Origin of the sequence: Methylobacterium sp. (assembly GCF_019745455.1) — a bacterium.
In the GTDB taxonomy this organism is placed as follows: Bacteria; Pseudomonadota; Alphaproteobacteria; order Rhizobiales; family Beijerinckiaceae; genus Methylobacterium.
This window is the reverse complement of sequence record NZ_JAIETD010000134.1, coordinates 21,805-38,382: the sequence shown is the minus strand read 5'-3', so window position 1 is coordinate 38,382 and position 16,578 is coordinate 21,805. Positions and strand designations below refer to the sequence as shown.

At 66.5% G+C, this 16,578-nt stretch carries 17 protein-coding genes; 9 read left to right on the top strand and 8 right to left on the bottom strand.

Going from position 1 to position 16,578, the window contains the following annotated elements; translation table 11 throughout:
• Positions 1–43 precede the first annotated feature (43 nt).
• From K2Y56_RS23085 to K2Y56_RS23070, 4 genes are all read left to right on the top strand, one after another.
• Complete coding sequence (locus tag K2Y56_RS23085) at positions 44–391, top strand: putative toxin-antitoxin system toxin component, PIN family (protein ID WP_292513389.1); 348 nt, start codon at positions 44–46, stop codon at positions 389–391.
• The gene (locus K2Y56_RS23080) at positions 388–669 is read left to right on the top strand and encodes a toxin-antitoxin system HicB family antitoxin (protein WP_292513387.1); all 282 of its coding nucleotides are present in this window, start codon (positions 388–390) and stop codon (positions 667–669) included. The genes K2Y56_RS23085 and K2Y56_RS23080 overlap by 4 nt, the downstream gene beginning before the upstream one ends.
• 87 nt (positions 670–756) lie before the next feature.
• Positions 757–1,701 (top strand): hypothetical protein, encoded by a 945-nt coding sequence (locus K2Y56_RS23075; protein WP_292513384.1) that lies wholly within the window; start codon positions 757–759, stop codon positions 1,699–1,701.
• Complete coding sequence (locus tag K2Y56_RS23070; RefSeq protein ID WP_292513381.1) at positions 1,698–2,291, top strand: helix-turn-helix domain-containing protein; 594 nt, start codon at positions 1,698–1,700, stop codon at positions 2,289–2,291. The genes K2Y56_RS23075 and K2Y56_RS23070 overlap by 4 nt, the downstream gene beginning before the upstream one ends.
• Before the next feature lie 158 nt (positions 2,292–2,449).
• On the opposite strand, the gene merA is transcribed toward K2Y56_RS23070, so the two are convergent.
• The 3 genes from merA to K2Y56_RS23055 all read right to left on the bottom strand — a co-directional run bounded on the left by merA (position 2,450) and on the right by K2Y56_RS23055 (position 4,729).
• On the bottom strand, positions 2,450–3,922 hold the full coding sequence (gene merA, locus K2Y56_RS23065) for a mercury(II) reductase (RefSeq protein ID WP_292513378.1): 1,473 nt from the start codon (positions 3,920–3,922) through the stop codon (positions 2,450–2,452).
• A 97-nt stretch (positions 3,923–4,019) separates the two neighbouring features.
• Positions 4,020–4,316 (bottom strand): cation transporter, encoded by a 297-nt coding sequence (locus K2Y56_RS23060; protein ID WP_292513375.1) that lies wholly within the window; start codon positions 4,314–4,316, stop codon positions 4,020–4,022.
• Positions 4,317–4,333: 17 nt separating this feature from the next.
• Positions 4,334–4,729 carry a mercuric transporter MerT family protein gene (locus K2Y56_RS23055; RefSeq protein WP_292513373.1) on the bottom strand — a complete coding sequence of 132 codons (396 nt, stop codon included), beginning with the start codon at positions 4,727–4,729 and terminating at the stop codon, positions 4,334–4,336.
• 76 nt (positions 4,730–4,805) lie between these two features.
• Here K2Y56_RS23055 and K2Y56_RS23050 point away from each other — a divergent pair, with 76 nt between their 5' ends.
• Positions 4,806–5,321, top strand: a complete 516-nt coding sequence (locus K2Y56_RS23050) for a helix-turn-helix domain-containing protein (protein WP_292513370.1) — start codon at positions 4,806–4,808, stop codon at positions 5,319–5,321.
• Between the two features lie 287 nt (positions 5,322–5,608).
• On the opposite strand, the gene K2Y56_RS23045 is transcribed toward K2Y56_RS23050, so the two are convergent.
• The gene (locus tag K2Y56_RS23045; RefSeq protein WP_292513367.1) at positions 5,609–6,244 is read right to left on the bottom strand and encodes a cation diffusion facilitator family transporter; all 636 of its coding nucleotides are present in this window, start codon (positions 6,242–6,244) and stop codon (positions 5,609–5,611) included.
• Between the two features lie 171 nt (positions 6,245–6,415).
• On the opposite strand from K2Y56_RS23045, the gene K2Y56_RS23040 reads away from it, so the two are divergent.
• From K2Y56_RS23040 to lspA, 4 genes are read left to right on the top strand one after another with little or no spacing between them, the layout of a single operon-like run.
• Positions 6,416–6,745 carry a metalloregulator ArsR/SmtB family transcription factor gene (locus tag K2Y56_RS23040; RefSeq protein ID WP_292513364.1) on the top strand — a complete coding sequence of 110 codons (330 nt, stop codon included), beginning with the start codon at positions 6,416–6,418 and terminating at the stop codon, positions 6,743–6,745.
• On the top strand, positions 6,732–9,755 hold the full coding sequence (locus tag K2Y56_RS23035) for a heavy metal translocating P-type ATPase (RefSeq protein ID WP_292513362.1): 3,024 nt from the start codon (positions 6,732–6,734) through the stop codon (positions 9,753–9,755). The genes K2Y56_RS23040 and K2Y56_RS23035 overlap by 14 nt, the downstream gene beginning before the upstream one ends.
• A gap of 45 nt (positions 9,756–9,800) precedes the next feature.
• Positions 9,801–10,535 carry a cytochrome c biogenesis protein CcdA gene (locus K2Y56_RS23030; protein WP_292513359.1) on the top strand — a complete coding sequence of 245 codons (735 nt, stop codon included), beginning with the start codon at positions 9,801–9,803 and terminating at the stop codon, positions 10,533–10,535.
• A gap of 39 nt (positions 10,536–10,574) precedes the next feature.
• A complete protein-coding gene (gene lspA, locus K2Y56_RS23025; RefSeq protein WP_292513356.1) occupies positions 10,575–11,075 on the top strand; it encodes a signal peptidase II in 501 nt (166 codons plus the stop codon).
• Between the two features lie 262 nt (positions 11,076–11,337).
• On the opposite strand, the gene K2Y56_RS23020 is transcribed toward lspA, so the two are convergent.
• The 4 genes from K2Y56_RS23020 to K2Y56_RS23005 form a co-directional block, all read right to left on the bottom strand.
• Positions 11,338–12,558, bottom strand: coding sequence for a murein L,D-transpeptidase family protein (locus K2Y56_RS23020; protein WP_292513353.1), 1,221 nt, complete (start codon positions 12,556–12,558; stop codon positions 11,338–11,340).
• Between the two features lie 320 nt (positions 12,559–12,878).
• Positions 12,879–14,201, bottom strand: coding sequence for a type II restriction endonuclease (locus K2Y56_RS23015; RefSeq protein WP_292513350.1), 1,323 nt, complete (start codon positions 14,199–14,201; stop codon positions 12,879–12,881).
• A gap of 1,299 nt (positions 14,202–15,500) precedes the next feature.
• Positions 15,501–15,974 carry a hypothetical protein gene (locus K2Y56_RS23010; RefSeq protein WP_292513347.1) on the bottom strand — a complete coding sequence of 158 codons (474 nt, stop codon included), beginning with the start codon at positions 15,972–15,974 and terminating at the stop codon, positions 15,501–15,503.
• A gap of 147 nt (positions 15,975–16,121) precedes the next feature.
• Positions 16,122–16,547, bottom strand: a complete 426-nt coding sequence (locus tag K2Y56_RS23005) for a helix-turn-helix domain-containing protein (protein ID WP_292513344.1) — start codon at positions 16,545–16,547, stop codon at positions 16,122–16,124.
• Positions 16,548–16,578 lie beyond the last annotated feature (31 nt).

Sequence of the window (16,578 nt, the reverse complement as noted above, 5' to 3'; positions counted from 1 at the left end):
CGGATGATTCGAGGTTGATCACCTCGGAGACTACGCCACCCTCATTTCCAACCAACCCCGCGACGGCACCCCGCTCGCCACGCCAAGCCTCTTCCTCGAGTACGAGGAGGTGCTGAAGCGCTCAGAACAGCGCCAAGTCTCGGGGCTGAGTCTGGCAGACGTGGACAGGGTTCTCGGCGTCCTGGCGGTCGCGATTGAGCCGGTGGAGGTGCATATGAGGTGGCGGCCGCAGCTCCGAGATCCTGACGACGAGCTGGTCTTCGAGGCAGCGGTTAATGGCCGGGCGGACGCGCTCGTGACCTACAATGTCCGGGATTTCCGGGACGCGGCGCGGCGCTTCGGCGTCCGGATCGCGCGGCCCGCCGAGCTGCTGAAGGAGTTGATGTCATGAGCAAGGCGACCTACCCGCTGAAACTGCCAACCTCAATCAAGACGGCCGCTGCGCGGCTGGCGAAAGAGGACGGCGTGAGCCTTAATCAGTGGATCGCAACGGCAGTGGCGCAGAAGGTCGGCGCGGTCGAGATGGCGGCAGAGTTCTTCAAGTGCCGGGCTGCCGGCCACTCGCTCGACGAGTTCGACGACATTCTGGCGAGAGTGCCCGAACGCCCGCCGGAGCCCGGGGACGAGCTGCCGGAGGGCTGGACGCCCGGATCGCTTGAGCGGCGGTAAACCGCGCCTACACCGAAACGTGTATACACGTTCCAAAGCGGAGCTCGCCGGCGTGGCGGCGCCTGCTAGCTCCTCGCGAGACCCGAGATGCCCACGCCAGTTTCCGATTTCGGCCGCTATCTCCGATCTGTCGAGGAGCGGGACATCGATCTCCTTCTGATGGAGGAGTTCCACGTCGTGCCTGCCTTTGCGACCTGGTTCGCCGAGCGGGTCGGACTCGGACCTGCGACCGTGTTCGATGGGGCTTGGCACTCCCTGAGCGACGAGGACGGCGAGACGGACCTGCTCTTACGGGTGCGGGTCGCCAGCGAGCGCGTGGCGGTGCTGATTGAGAACAAGGTCGCAGCCTCCGAACAGGAAGAGCAAGACCTTCGCTACGGCCTCCGCGCCGTCCGCGCCCAAGAGGCCGGGCGCTACGATCGGTTCGTCACGGCGATCTGCGCTCCGCAGGTCTACCTTGACGGCCTGTCCGCCGACTCCGCTTACGAGCATCGCGTGGCATACGAGGCGGTGCTGGACTGGTATGCCGGGCAGGAAGGCCCGCGCGCGGAGTGGCGGCGAGCGATCCTGAGGGAGGCGATCGAACAGGGACGCCGGGGCTACGTCATGAAGGTCCACGCCGGAAAAACGGCGTTCCACCGGGCTTACTGGGAGCACCTGCAGGCCCATCACCCGGAGCTGGTGATGGCGCGGCCAGGCGCGAAGGGGCCAAAGTCGGACTGGATGCTGTTCAAGGGCATCGGCTTTCCGAAGGGGGTCAAGCTCGTCCACAAGAACGACCAGGGATGCGTGGACCTGGAGTTTGAACGCACCCTCGCGACAGACCTCGCCAAGCGACGACGGGCCGATTGGCCGGAAGGCGTGCGGGTTTTGACACGGGGCCAGTCGGCGGCGCTGAGCCTGCCCGTCCCTCGCTGCGACATGGACCTGCCGCTTTCCGAGCAGCTCGCAAACATCGAGGTGGCGCTGGCCGTTGCGCTCAAGCTCGTCCCGTGTGCGGGCCCGCAGCGGTCCGCCTCGAGCGGGACATGAGCACGTCCGACGCGATCCGCTCGCTCGCGTCAGAGGGTCTCCCAGTGGCGGAGATCGCGCGACGGCTCGGGGTCTCCTATCAGCACGCCTACAACGTCCTGAAGGCGGCGGGGCGGCTGGCGCCCCGTTCGTCCAACGTCGCGGCCGTTACCGCCACGCCCCTGCAAGCCTCGACGGCTGAAAACGCTCGACCTGTCTTGTCCACGGCCGTCCTCCTGGGCGGAGGCTTCCAGCGTTCCGGCGAGTGGGTGTTGACGTGCGAAGGCGAGTTGGTGCCTGACCAGCCCTTGTCGAAGGCACGGGGTGTCTATGCCTTCGTCAAGGACGCCGCCGCGCTCTATGTCGGGCTGGCGACCATGGGTCTGTCGAAGCGCCTCTACTTTTACGGCCGACCTGGGGCCACGCAGCGCACCAGCTTGAGAATCAACGCTGCCATTAAGGCGGAGCTCGCCGGCTCAGCCACTATCGAGATCTACACCGCTACCCCGCCGGCTCTGGCCTGGAACGGGCTGCCCGTGGCCGGCGACGCGGGTTTGGAGCTTGGCCTAATTCAGACCTTTTACCTGCCCTGGAACATGCGTGGGCTGTGACCCGAAACGGGGCACGGCGCTCTCCACGAAACGAGCGACCTGTACGGCCGCCCATCGGATCACCTCGAACCGGCTTTTGTGGCATCGGAGAGAGGTGCTGACGCGGGGTAGCCATGAAGGGCATTGAGAATGGCTCGAAAACGAGGCTCGTATGCCAATCAATCCGCGCAGCACGACAGCTTCGCCGGATCCTTGTAGCGGGCGATGGCGACGATCTTCAGCGCCTCGGCCATGGTCGGGTACACGTGGAGCTGGTCGATGAAGTCGTCGAGCGTGGCGCGGAAGCGCATCGCGATCGCGGCCTCATGGATCACCTCGGCCGCGCCGGCGCCTACCATCGAGACGCCCAGCACCTCGTTGCTGTCCGCGTCGGCCACCATTTTGATCAGCCCGCGTGTGTCGCGGATCGCGCCGGCACGCGGCACCAGCTCCATCCGGATCGTCGCGCACCAGCAGCGGTGACCGGCCGCAATGGCCTCCGCCTCCGTCATGCCGACGATGCCGATCGGCGGGTCGGTGAAGATCGTGCGCGGGATTACCCGCCCGTCAAAGGCGCGCAGGTCGTTGCCGTGGAGTGCGTTGTGGGCGGCGATGCCGCCTTGGCGCGCTCCCACCGGCGTCGCCATCTGGCTCTCGTGCAGTCGCCCGATCACGTCGCCGGCCGCGAAGATGTGCGGAACGCTCGTCCGAAGCTGAGGGTCGACCTCGACCTCGCCCCGCGCGTTCGCCAAGACGCCGGCGGCCTCCAGGCCGATCCCGTCGGTGTTGGGGCGGCGGCCCGTGGCGATCAGCAGCCGCTCCGCGCGGAAGGTGCGTCGGCCCTTGCCGACGCGCACCTCGGCCACGACGCCCGCGCCCTCGGACCGGACCGCCTCGACCGTCGCGTGAGGCACGATCGAGATGCCTTCCTCGGCGAACACGTGCCCGATCGCCTGACCGACCTGCGGCTCGTAGCCCCGGGCGAGCACCTGAGCGCTGCGCTCGAGCATCGTCACCTCGGTCCCGAAGCGGGCGAACATCTGCCCGAGCTCGAGCGCGATGTAGCCGCCGCCGATGATGAGGAGCGATCCCGGTAAATCCTTGAGCTCCTCCTCCTCATCGTGGGTGAGAAGGTCGCTCGTGAGGTAGGGCACCCGGTCGAGCCCTGGGATCTCCGGGACGACCGGCCGCGAGCCGGTCGCGATGAGGAAGCGCTCGCCGGTCAGCCTCTTGCCGCTGACCTCGACGGTGTTCGCGTCGAGGAACCGGGAGCGGCCCTCTTCGATCGAGAACTGACCGCCGACCAGGCTGTCGTACTTCTTCTCCCGGTAGACTCTGATCACCTCGTCCTTCTGGGCTATCAGCTCGGCGAAGTTGACCTTGAGCCCCGGCCCGCAGGTCTCGAGGCCCGGGTAGCGCGGGTTCCTGGCATCGAAGACGAGCTTCGCCGCCTCGATCAGGTTCTTGGATGGCAGACAGCCGCGGTTGACGCAGGTGCCGCCGATCGCCCGCTCTTCGGTCATGACCGCCGTCTTGCCCATCTCCTGAGTGGTGATCGCGGCCGCGAATGCGGTCGAGCCCGAGCCCAGGATGACGAGGTCGTAATGGTCTTGCTCCGTCGGGCGGGCTGGAGCGCAGCAATCGGAACTCATTTGAGCTTACCTGTCGTTAGTCGAGCGGGTCGGGATGCAAGTCGTCCCGATGGCAGCGCGAGGACGTCGGGACGAAGAGCGTGAGTCGTTGAAAGCGTCAATTCGTCCGCACACGGGCCGGATAGCCGGCATCGGTCGCGGCCTGCGCCAGCGCCTCGGGGCTCACCCTGGCGGCGTCATAGGTGACCGTCGCCACCGCGCTGCCGCCCTCCGTCTCGACAACGGTGACGCTGCTCACGCCAGCGGCGCGCCCAATCGCGCGCTTCACAATGGGGACGCAAGTCACGCAGCTCACGTTCTTCACGTGCAGCCTGACGGTCCGCTCGGCGGCAAAGGCCGAGCCGGCGGCGAGCAGAAGTCCGGCGCTAAAGGTGGTGCGTACGACTTTAAGCATGAGAAGGTCTCCGGTGTTCAGGCGCCGACGATGAGCGGGGCGGCATAGGGAAAGGCGACAGCGACAACGACGAGGATGGCAGCGAGCCACAGTGAAAGCTTGACCGCGCGGCTGGGCAGCGCCCGGGCACAAGCCTCGTCGTCGGCGCACGCGGCGGGCCGGCGGTAGACGCGCATGAACCCGAAGGCGAGGCACGCGACGGCCGCTGCCACGAAGAACGGCTGGTAGGGCGCGAGCGCGGTCAGGTTGCCGATCCAGGCGCTGCTGACGCCGAGCGCGAAGAAGACGAGCGGGAGCACGCAGCAGGACGAGGCGCCGATCGCGCTCAGGATGGCGCCGGCCGCGAGCAGGGCGGAACCGGTGGGCGGTTTCGCCTGCGCTTCCGCCCCTTCGATCCTGCCCGTCGTCGCCATCCTCTGAGATCCTTCCCCTGCCACGCGGCGCAAGATAGGATCTGTAGTGGCTACGGATGCAAGAGGGCTTTCGCCGATGGACAAGCAAGCCCTGCAGGACACCGCGCCAAGGCTGGCGATCGGCGCCCTGTCCCGGCGCACGGGCGTCAACATCGAGACAGTCCGCTACTACGAGCGGATCGGGCTGTTGCCGGCGCCAGCGCGCAGTGAAGGCGGGCACCGTCTCTACGGCGGCGGACACCTGATGCGCCTGAACTTCGTCCGCCGCGCCCGCGACCTCGGATTCACCCTCGACGAGGTCAGGGCGCTGCTGGAGCTGGCCGAGAAGCGCGAGCCACCCTGCGCCGGGGCGCGCGAGGTGGCTGTGAGCCACCTCTCCGACGTGCGCGCCAAGATCGCGGCCCTGCGGACGATGGAGCGCGTCCTGGCCGATATGGTGGCACGCTGCAAGGAGGACGCGACGCCCGAGTGCCCGCTCATCGAAGCCCTGTTCGATCTGCCGGCTGCTGCAGTGGCGAACCTGAAGCAACTCGGAGCGCGACGGAGACGAAGCGAGCGCCGGCCTGGCGGATGTCGCGACCAAGAACGATGAGCTCGGTGGGGTCGCGCGCAAAAGCGGTCGCCCGCCGGCGCTTTCACGACGTCACCGTGCTGCGCGCCTTCAGCAAGCGCCGGAGTTGGGGCCGGTCGCCGGTGTGACCGGCCTCGTTCTCCTGGAACACCTTCTCGCGCCGGCGGCTCTGACCGTGTCGAGCTGGATGGCGAGTCCTCGGCGTCCGCCTAGACGGGCGCGTACCCGTAGATCATGGCTCGATTGTTCATCACATTTCTGCATCAAAAGAGCCGATAGATCTCAGCGGCTGGGCGGGGATGCAGAAATCATGCTTTCTGCATCCCCGCCTGGGCGAGGTCTCGGCGCGCGCTGCGCACGATGGACCACGACGATTGCAGGAAGAGGCCGGCGATAACGACCGCCACCGCCAGATCCGGCCAGGGCGTCGCCGTCCAGGCGACAAGGCCTGCGGCGACGATCACGGCAAGGTTCCCGATCGCGTCATTGCGCGAGAACAGCCACACGGCCCGCACATTGGAGTCACCGGTCCGGTGAGGCAGTAGCACCCAGGCCGAGGCCACATTGACGAGAAGCGCGATAACCCCGAACAGCCCCATGATATCGGCCTCGGGCTGATTGAGAACGAGAACGCGATAGGCCGACGTGGCGAGCACGCCGAGCCCTAAAGCTCCGAGGAATGTGCCCTGGAGCAGGGCGGCACGGGCGCGCCACACCAGGCTCCAGGCGATCGCGATCAGGCCAAGGAACGTGATCGTGCCGTCGCCAAGGAAATCGAGGGCGTCGGCCTTCAGCGCTTGCGAGCCAGAAATGAACCCGGCCACGATCTCGGCGAGGCCCGTGCCGAGGTTGAGCAGAACGACGGTCCAGAGCGCTCGCTTGTAGGCGGGGGTCGCATGGGCGTAGTCCTGGATCTTGTCGTCGTCATCGTCCTCAGCGCTCATGGCCTCGGCTCCCCTTCAATGCTGCAACGTTCGGCGACGGAGCCGCGGAACTGGAGTTGAACAGGGGCCATCCGACATCGCCTCGCTCTGTGGTCACGCGGTTCCTGTGCCTTGAACTCAAGCCGCAGTCGAGCTAATTCAAACAGCTGTTGAATTGTTTCACGGTGTGGGATGGCGACCCTTGATGAGGAGCGGGCGATCGAGCTGGCGGAGATCTTCCGCCTGCTCGGCGACGCGAACCGGCTGCGGATTGCCGTGGCCTGCCTCGAAGGTCCCTTGTGTGTCGGCGACATCGCCCAAGCGGTCGGCCTCTCGACTTCGCTCGTCAGCCACCACCTGCGCCTGCTTCGAGCGGCCCGCTTCGTGCGCTCGCAGAAGCGAGGCAAGCAGGTGTTCTACGGCGCAACCGACGAGCACGTGCGCTGCGTGATCAAGGACATGGTCGCCCACGTCGGCGAATGCCGCGACGTGGGAGCGGAGGATGATGATGACGGACGCTGACCTGGCGCACCGCGCCGCAGACGGAATCCAGGTGCAACCGCAGCGCCGCCGCTTCAAGGTCGACGGTCTCGACTGTCAGAACGAAGTGCGCCAGCTCAAGGCGGCCGTCGGTCCACTGGTCGGTGGGGAGGACAAGCTCGCTTTCGACACCAAGGCCGGCACGATGGACGTGCTCGAGGCGGATGCCGTCGATCCAGAGGCCGTGGTCGCGGCAGTGGCGGAGACGGGGATGCGTGCGGCACCGTGGCCGGCTGAGCCAGCTACACTGCTGTTCGAGGTGAAGGGCCTCGACTGCCAGAACGGACTGCGTCAGCTGAGCGCGGCCGTTGGGCCGATCGTTGGCGGAGAGGAAAGGCTCACCTTCGACACCAAGGCCGGCATGATGGGCGTGAGCCCGAAGAGCTTCGCCGCGGTCGAGGACATCCAGCGGGCTGTGGCGACGACGGGCATGAGGGCCAGGTTACGCCCTGCGATGCCGAGCGATGTGCCGGAACCGCTCACCTTCCAGGTCCGCGGGCTCGACTGTCAGAACGAGGTTCGTCAGCTGAAAGCTGCCGTCGGCCTGCTGGTCGGCGGGGATGAGACGCTCACCTTTGACACCAAGCACGGCCTGATGAGCGTCGCTCCGCAGGCGCTGGCATCGGTGACCGCGATCCAGCAAGCCATTGCCTCGACCGGCATGTCGGCCGAGCTCGTCCGGGAGAACCGGGCCGGGCAAGCCTCGGCGACAATGTTCCCCGCGAGTGCGCCGGCCTGCGCGACCTGCTCCCGCGACAATGTGGGCGAGCAGGCGCTGACCGCACCCGTCCCGTCGCACCTGCCGGGACAGCTCGTGTTCAGGGTCCATGGCATGGATTGCGGCGACGAGATCGCCGCGCTGAAGCGCGAGGTCGGCCCGATGGTGGGCGGCGAGGACAAGCTCGCCTTCGATCTCGTCAATGGACGCATGTCTGTGGCAGCTCCGGCCGATGCCATTTCCGTCGAGGCGGTCGTAAAGGCCGTCGCCCGGACCGGGATGGCGGCAGAGCTCTGGCGGGAGGGCGTGACCTCCGACGCCACGCTTTCGGAGGAGCGGCGCCGGCGCACACAGACGATCCTGACGACCGCGAGCGGCATCCTTGCCGCCGCTGGTCTGGTCCTTCACGCTGTTCTTGGCGGCGGCGTTGCTGTCGCGCTCGGAGCCGAAGAGGCGGCGGGCGGCACGCCCTGGCCGGCGATTGCGGCTTATGCCCTCTCAATCGTTTGCGCCGTGCGGTACGTGGCGCCAAAGGCCTTGCTCTCCGCCCAACGCCTACGGCCGGATATGAACCTGCTGATGGTCGTGGCGGTTGCGGGCGCGATCGGCATCGGCGAGTGGTTCGAAGCAGCGACTGTCTCCTTCTTCTTCGCTCTTGCCCTGGCGCTCGAGGCCTGGAGCTTAGGCCGCGCCAGGCGCGCGGTCGCCGCCCTCATGGAACTCGCGCCAGCCGTTGCCCTCGTGCGGAATGCGAACGGCAGCGAGCGTGAAGTGCCGGCCGGCAGCGTGCCTGTCGGCGCTCATATCGTGGTCCGGCCGGGGGACAAGATCCCGCTCGATGGCCGAGTTACCGGCGGCGAGAGTGAGGTCAACCAGGCCCCGATTACCGGCGAGAGCGTGCCCGTACCCGTCCAGCTCGGATCCGAGGTCTATGCAGGCACGATCAACGGTGAGGGCGCCCTGGACATCGAGACCACGAAGGGCGCGCAAGACACGACGCTCGCGCGTATTATCCGCATGGTCGGCTCAGCCCAGAGCCGGCGTGCGCCGAGCGAGCAATGGGTCGAGCGCTTTGCCCGGGTCTACACGCCCGCCGTGATGGTCCTGGCGCTTGCTGTGTTCCTGGTGCCGCCGCTCCTGTTGGGGGGCGCCTGGGAGCCGTGGTTCTACCGTGCGCTCGTGCTTCTCGTGATCGCTTGTCCCTGCGCGCTCGTGATCTCGACACCGGTGACCATCGTCGCGGCCCTTGCGGGCGCGGCGAAGCAGGGCGTGCTCGTGAAGGGTGGGGTGCATCTTGAGACACCGGCCAAGCTGACGGCTATCGCCATGGACAAGACGGGCACCCTGACTGAGGGCCGGCCGAAGGTGGTCGATCTCGTGCCGCTCGGCAACCGCAACGAGGCCGAGCTCCTGGCCTTCGCGGCCGCGCTCGAGGCGCGCAGCGAGCACCCGCTCGCGCGCGCCATCCTGAGCAAGGCGGCCGAGCATGGCATCACGCCCGTTCCAGCGGTTGCGGTCCAGGCAATCCGCGGCAAGGGGGCGATCGGGCGTATCGACGGCCGGGAAGCATGGCTCGGCTCGCGGAGGTACCTGAACGAGCGCCAGGTCCCTGTGCAGGCGCTGCGTGCGGCAGACACGCTCGCCGGGGCGGGCCGCACCGTCGTAGCGGTCGGCGACGAAAGCTCCGTGTGGGGGCTGATCGCGATCGCCGATGCCGTCAGGCCCGAGGCCAAGCGCATCGTGGCGGACCTGCACGCGGCCGGGATCGAACGGGTCGTCATGCTCACCGGAGACAACAAGGATACGGCTCAGGTGATCGCCCGAGAGACCGGAGTCGACGAGGTGCAAGCTGAGCTCTTGCCCGAGCACAAGGTCGAGGCGGTCGAAGCGCTCGTGAAACGCCATGGGTCGGTGGCCATGATCGGCGATGGCGTCAACGACGCGCCGGCCATGGCGCGCGCCAATCTGGGCGTCGCGATGGGCGCAATGGGCTCGGACGCCGCGATCGAGACCGCCGACGTCGCCCTGATGGCGGATGATCTCTCGAAGCTGCCCTGGTTGATCCGTCATTCGAAGGCGACGCTTGCGATCATCCACCAAAACATCGGGTTTTCGCTTGCGGTGAAGCTCTTGTTCACAGCCCTGACGGTGGCGGGTCTGGCCTCCCTGTGGGGGGCGATCGCGGCCGATGTAGGTGCTTCTCTTCTCGTCGTGCTGAACGGGCTTCGGCTGCTGACCCGCGGGCAGCCGCAGGTAGGGGCGGCCGCGGTGTGACCGGACGACCTGGCGAACAGTCGTAAGACGGGCGGGGCTATTCCCATGGCTGTCCTCACGAACATCGGTTACGTGACTGCGTTTGCCGCGGGCGCGGTCTCCTTTCTGTCCCCGTGTGTCCTGCCCCTCGTCCCAGGCTACGTCTCCTACGTTGCCGGCCAGAATGTCGGTGCAGCGGGCGCTGTACAGCAGCGCGCGAGCATTCGGACCTTGATCTTGAGCCTGTGCTTCGTGCTCGGCTTCTCGACCATCTTCGTCGCGCTCGGCGCCGGGGCGAGCGCACTCGGCTCCGTTCTCAACGCGTTCCGCATCGAGCTGAACCTGATCGGCGGGCTCATCGTGATCGTGTTCGGCTTGTTCACGACGGGGCTCTTGCCCCTGTCGTGGCTCCAGCGTGAGTTGCGCTGGCACGGTGATCCTCCGGGCCGCGGTCCCATTGCGGCCTACCTCCTCGGGACGGCGTTCGCGTTCGGCTGGACGCCCTGTATCGGCCCCGTGCTCGGCGCCATCCTTGCCGTCACCGCGTCATCTACGGGCTCGAGCGGCGTCACGCTGCTGGTCGCCTACTCCCTCGGCCTCGGGGTCCCCTTCGTGCTGGCGGCCCTGTTCCTGTCGGGGTTCGTGTCCCGCCTGAAGACCCTGCGCCGGACCGGGCGCGCGCTGCAGATCGGCGCGGGCGGAGTCATGGTCGCGATGGGTGCGGCTATGATCACGGGGCACATGACCACGGTCGCGATCTTCTTCCTGGAGATGTTCCCAGCGCTCGCCCAGATCGGGTGAGCAGCCGGTCCACGGTGTTCGCACAAGGTCATAGCTCTCATGCTTCGATACGGACTTCTTCTCGCGGCGGCCTGGTTCATCGTCGACCATGGGACCAAGTGGTGGATCCGCGAGTGGGTGATGGACCCGCCGCGCGTCATTCCGGTTACGGACTTCTTCAACCTCGTGCTCGGGTCCAACACGGGAGTGAGCTTCGGCATCTTGGGCGCAGCGGGCCTCCCGCCCTTCGTGCTCTCGTTCGTGTCCTTCGCGATCGCGCTGGCTCTCCTGGTCTGGCTTGCCCGCACCCGAGATCGTCTCGTCGCGACCGCACTCGGCCTGCTCATCGGCGGCGCGCTCGCAAACGGTCTCGACCGGCTGTTGCGCGGCGCGGTGACGGACTTCCTCGATTTCCATGTCGCCGGCTGGCATTGGCCGGCCTTCAACATGGCGGACATCGGAGTGGTCTGCGGGGCGGCTCTGCTCGTGCTCGACAGCCTCCGCAGTGGAGACGTCACCTCGCCACAGCGCGCACCCGCTCGATCAAACCCGTCGGTGTGATGCACATGCGTCGGAGCGGCAGGCGCCCACTCCGCTGGGCAGCTTCGGGAGCCAAGCACAAGACCGGAGCATTCGGTTGCCTCGGCTCAGGTCTGGCTTGATGAGTCCGACAGGCCCGGTGCCGGGTGCCGATCGACAAGGAAAATCAAGCGTCTCTGAGGCAAGCCTTCATGTTCCGTGGGGAGCACTCGCGCCACACCGAGCAAGAGCGGGGCGCTCTCTCGGCTGAAGAGAGACGCGGCCCATCCCGGCGAGGGCTGCGTCAGCTCCCGAACAGCCCACGCGCACGGTCGTAGAGTGATTTCGGCTCAGTCCGAGTTGGCTGCCGCACTGGTTGCTCGTTCGTCACGACCGGTGCATCGCGCAATTTGGCTGAGGCGAGCTTCGTGGGTCCCTTCGTCTCGGGAGAACGGGCGACTGTAGTGGTGGAGTGCTGGGCCGGACCTGCGTCCGGTGCCGAACCAGGTGCCGCCGTGCCCAACTTTGGCTTTGGCGCGACCACTGAAGCCACCGACCTCGCTTCCTTTACAACAACCTCTTCGGGGCCTCGCGCTAAGGCCTCTGGGCGGCTCACGTCACCTAAAGAGCGTCGGGTGCGGTCGTCGAGGGAGGCGAACGCACTCGTACCCGAGTTCGCGGTGACGATCTCGCGGAAGGACTGATGGCCGCCCCCGTCCTCGTAGACGAGTCGGATCGCGGGCGTGCCCTTCGCCACGAGATCGGCCTGTGCGCGCTCGTCCCGGGCCTGCTTCGCAGCGACGGCGACCGCGGTCGACGGATCGGCAGGGAAGGCGTAACGCCCCCCGACAACGGACCAGGTGGGCTCGCGCTTCGACACTTCGAACTGGTCCGAGCCCTCCTTAAGGTTCTTCCAGAACGCGATATGCTGGTCGGCCCGATGCTTCGCCAGGTTCTCGGCCGTCATGCGGAACGGGTAGGACTGGAACTGGAACGAGCGTTGGCCGCCGGCGAAGGCCTCGCGAGCGATGGCGTAGACCTCTGAGATCGCCTCGTCCGTCATAGCGAAGCAGCCCCGCGACGAGCAGGTGCCGTGGACCATGAGGTGCGAGCCCGTGCGCCCGTGCGAGCGGTCGTAGGCATTCGGGTAGCCGAGATTGAAGGAGAGGAACAGGCTCGAGTTCGGGTTCATGGCCGCGGGCGTCACGTCGTAGAAGCCCTCCGGCGCCTGGCGGTCACCCTCGCGCACCTTCGGCCCGAGCTGGCCCGACCAGCGGCACATAGGATAGGTTTTCAGAAGCGCGTACTGGCCGTCGAGGCCGCGCTTCCACACCTCGATCTCGGACTCCTTCTTGTAAGCCCGCATCAGGATCGGATCGCTCGCCGAGACGCCCTTGGCGGACATCAGCGCCATGGTGGCTGGCGGGATGGCCGTGAGATGGCGGGTCGAGCGATAGCTCTCGTCACCTTGGCAGGCCGCGAGGACGAACGCGAGGCCCGTCGCGAGCGCAATACCTCTAATCAAACTGACCCCCGCACCCCCGCTCAGCCGCGCTGCTCGACAGCGGCCAGAGTCCTTGTTTAGGGGAAGCATGCTTGACGCCGGATTAAAACCCAATTGTGGCAGTGAGCGTGACCCGTCGCAGGGAAGGCGTCCCTGAGGCCTCCACCCCGAGGAGACGAGGAAGTGGTGAGGGATCTCGAACGAGATGAGTCGATCGCATAGGAAGGAATCCCCCGGTCGCGAAGGGGAGCCGCTCCGGTCCCATCGTGCGCGCAGGGCCTGATGCTTCGCGAGGGAACTCAATTAGCTGATGAACTACCCTGAGCGGCCGTCCGGGGTCCTCACGCCGCCCCAAAGGTCTTGACCTGATCGGGGATCGATCGAACCGGCCGCGCAATGGCGAGTACCCCCTTGAGCCCACTGCCGAAGCGGGCAATGGCTTCACGATGGCTCCGCAGCTCGCTGTATGGCAGGTAACGCAAGTCAAGCTCGCCGACGCGCGAGAAGGCGGGCCGCGCGAACTGCGCCCTGACGTCCGCCTCTCGATCGTCCGGCGCAACCAGGAAGAAATTGCGCGCCGCGGCTCCCTTGATGCCGAGAGCAAGGTCGAGCATGCGGACGATCCCCGAGTAGATGCTCGTCGTGTGCTCGACCTCAAAGGCAGCCACCACCTCTTCCCCCTTCGGCTCGATCCACAGAACGTCGATAAGTCGTATCGCCTCGCCGGAGCCGTCGCGGGCAAGATGTTCTGGCAGGCGCTCCAGGCACCGATCGGCGAGGCGACCGGCACCGTAGGCACGGCCGGCGTCGTTGGCGGCGATCCACACGTCATACCCGAGCGCCAGGCCCAGATCGCGTAGCCAGCTCTGGATCTCGGTATGGGTGTGATCGGCCTCTCGCGCCGCGAGGGCCGCCTTGGAGGCCACGGCGGACTCGGCCCTGACCGCCTCAAGGTCGCTGCGCCAGCGGTCCAGCGAGGTAGGACCGTCCTGCTGCGGAAGAGGGTAGCGGCCGCACCCGAGGTCGAACAGGAAGGCTGCGAGGGCGCCGAGGTCGTTGGAGAGCTCCGAGCGGTGGGCGGCATTGAGCTGCAGCATGCCTTTGCGCATGGCGAGGTACTGATCCCAGCGCCCCAGCTTCACGTTCGCGCCCGTGAGCGCATTGTATCCTTTCACGATGGCGGTATTCGAGGGCGGCGCCCAGGTGGGGTGCAGAAAATAGAGCAGGTTCGCCGCCGCGGGTCCGAACCCCTTGATCTTCTCATGGTCAATCGCGTGAATGGCGCTGATGATGTGGCTCTCGGCGCTGCAGCACAGGCAGACGTCCAGGAAGCGACCGAAGGCGACCTGGTTGCGGCGGTTCTCGTAAATGTCCGGAATGCGCAATTTCGGCTTCCACATGAACGCGTGGTCGGCACCCTTGAAAACTTGGCGCTGCTCGGCGATCGAGTCGAGCACCGTTTCGAGCGACGAACCCCGATAGGCGTTGCCGAAGCGGTCCTCGCGGATTTCGTCTATGACGGCCTGGATGCCGCGCCGGATGGAGCGGAAATTCTTGATCCGCTCCTCCCAGAGAAACCACGTCTGGTAGGTCCCGCCCGGGTCGTCCCTCCAGTGCCGGATGAGATCGCCTGTCCAAGCCTGCCCCTGCGCCAACCCCTGCATCCGACTGCTACTCCCGAAGACCGATCCGCACCGCTGGCCGGAATACCGCTCGAACACTGATATCCGCAGCGCCTAATCTGAACCACGCCCGAGGTTTCGCAATGCCCCCCGCTCGAAGGAACGGCCGATTGTGAGCGCTTTGGTTGAGCGCGTGCATAACGCGTGCGCCCTTGCGGAATAGCGGCCCCCCAGGCGTCTGTTAAGAGCGCGAGAGGGGGCCTTTCGCCCGTCGCTGAGCGTGCCAGATCAGGTTACTGGCGCCGTCCTCGCCCTCCGACCAGCATCTGAGCCGCGCCTCTAAGTCCGAAGCCGCTGAAGCACGAGGGGGGCATCTAGGCGGGTGGATTGCCAGCTACTTCGGTGGCGGTGTGCCCGTTCTCAAGGGGAAAGGTCTTCCGCTCGACGGGTTCATCGAGCCGTTCATATCACCGACGGTCACGAGCACTCCTTCCAGCATGCATTCAGCCGGACCGCGGAATCATCACATCTCGAACCGCCGAGACCGCCTCAGGTGCTTCGATAACGGTCATTGGCCGATCTCAGGTCTGACTGAGTGTCACAGGCCGGTCCTTGAGCGGCCGCCTCTTCGCATGGATCGTTTTCCCGGTCCTATGGCCTGGAGATGAAATAAATGGGAGCAAGGATATGCGAACTCTGGTCATTATCGCACTGATTGCGCTGCCGTCTTCGCTGGCGGTCTCGACCAGTGCGCGAGCTCAACATATCGACATCGGCCCGGGCGGCGTCCAAGTTGACCCGCGCCCTCATCGTCGCCCTCCGGTTATCGTGGACGATGATGACGAGCACCATGCCTCACGTGGTCATGGCAGCCGCACATGCGTCGTGCGGACCGAGCGGGTTTGGGACGAGCGCGACCACCACTGGATCACGCGTCGTGTGAGAATATGTGAAGACTGAGATCGCAAGGGCCGGTAGCGTTTGTTTCGGGCGGGTGGGTAGGCCGCGAATGATACCCTCCGACGTGAGCGCTGACGAATGGGGTTGCGCCGTACCTCGATGCCGGCCAGCGCCGGCGCGAGGTGTCAACGGTCTTCGCCATCTGTCCGCGCCTGCTGACGAGGAACCATTGCTGGGTCTACGGCGCGCTAATGACGGCCTGTCCTCGGGCGAAGACCCGAGGACAGGATGAGCGCGATGCGCCGGCGGGCGGCGGCCGCAACGCGGAGGCGAACCTCAGGGGCGAGCAGTGATCGACCGGGACGCACGCCTCCATGACCGGTCCGGATGGGCGCAAGGACCGGCTTGGCCAGGCGCGCGGGAAGGAAACTTAGGACGTTCTCAGGGCCGTTTTGCCGCCTCAAGGACTTGCTCGAAAAGGTCGTGCCTGGTGTCGTGTTCAACGACGACCCCGCGGATAAAGGGATTGGCGACGCTCGTGCACCAATTCCGCACGCGCTCGGCTTCGATGGCTTCCGAACCGCCCGCCATGCTCCTCAGGAACCCGAGCGCCACCGAGCGGGCCGCGTTCGCCGCCTCGCGGACCACGATTTCGCCCTCGGTCGCGTCCAAAGTTGCAATGACCTCGTCCTTGATGTGCTGCGCGTAGACGAGCGCGGATCCCCGAGGACCGCCTGTGGCGGACAGGAAAGCCGGATCCTGCCGGGCGCAGACTACGGTGAAGTTCATCGCCAGGTAGGCTGGGGAGAGGATGTTTCCAAGCGTCCTGGTATCAGCCGCGGCCGCCGCGGTCGAAGCCCCGCAGATCAGAAGGAGCAATCTGGCGAGCGCCTTCGGCCGGATGGAAGTGATCATGGTGGAAGCATCCGTGTTCTCGTTCGATCTGCCGCCGCTCCCCGGCACGGTCCCTCCGATCTGTCAACACCACCGGAGGTCCGATCAGCCGGAGGAGCGCGAAGGGTGCGGTACAAGACCTGCAAGTTGAGTACCCTGCGCCAAGCTTCAGTGCTGCTCATAAATGCACTCGCCGTGGTCGGCCAAAACCTCGATCACGCGGCACTCACGAACCCGCCCGTGCGTGCAGCGCTCGATCATGGCCTGGAGCTCTTCGCGGAGTGCGATCAGACGGGCAATTTTGGCCTCGGTCTCAGCGAGATGCGTACGGGCGATAGTGTCGGCGTCCATGCAGGGCTGCTCGGGCATGGCGGCGAGGGCCAGGAGCTCGCGGATCGCCTCGGGATCGAAGCCCAACTCCCGGGCGTGGCGGATGAACTTGAGGCGGCGGACATCGCTGTCGTCGTAGGTGCGCCGGTTGCTGTCCGTGCGCGGGGGCGCTGGCAGGAGCCCGATTTCCTCATAGTAGCGGATGGTCGGCACTTTCACGCCCGTCAACTTTGCAACTCGCCCAATCGGCATGATCTGCGGCATCTCAGCCCCCTTGATCCTCTAGTGGCTAGAG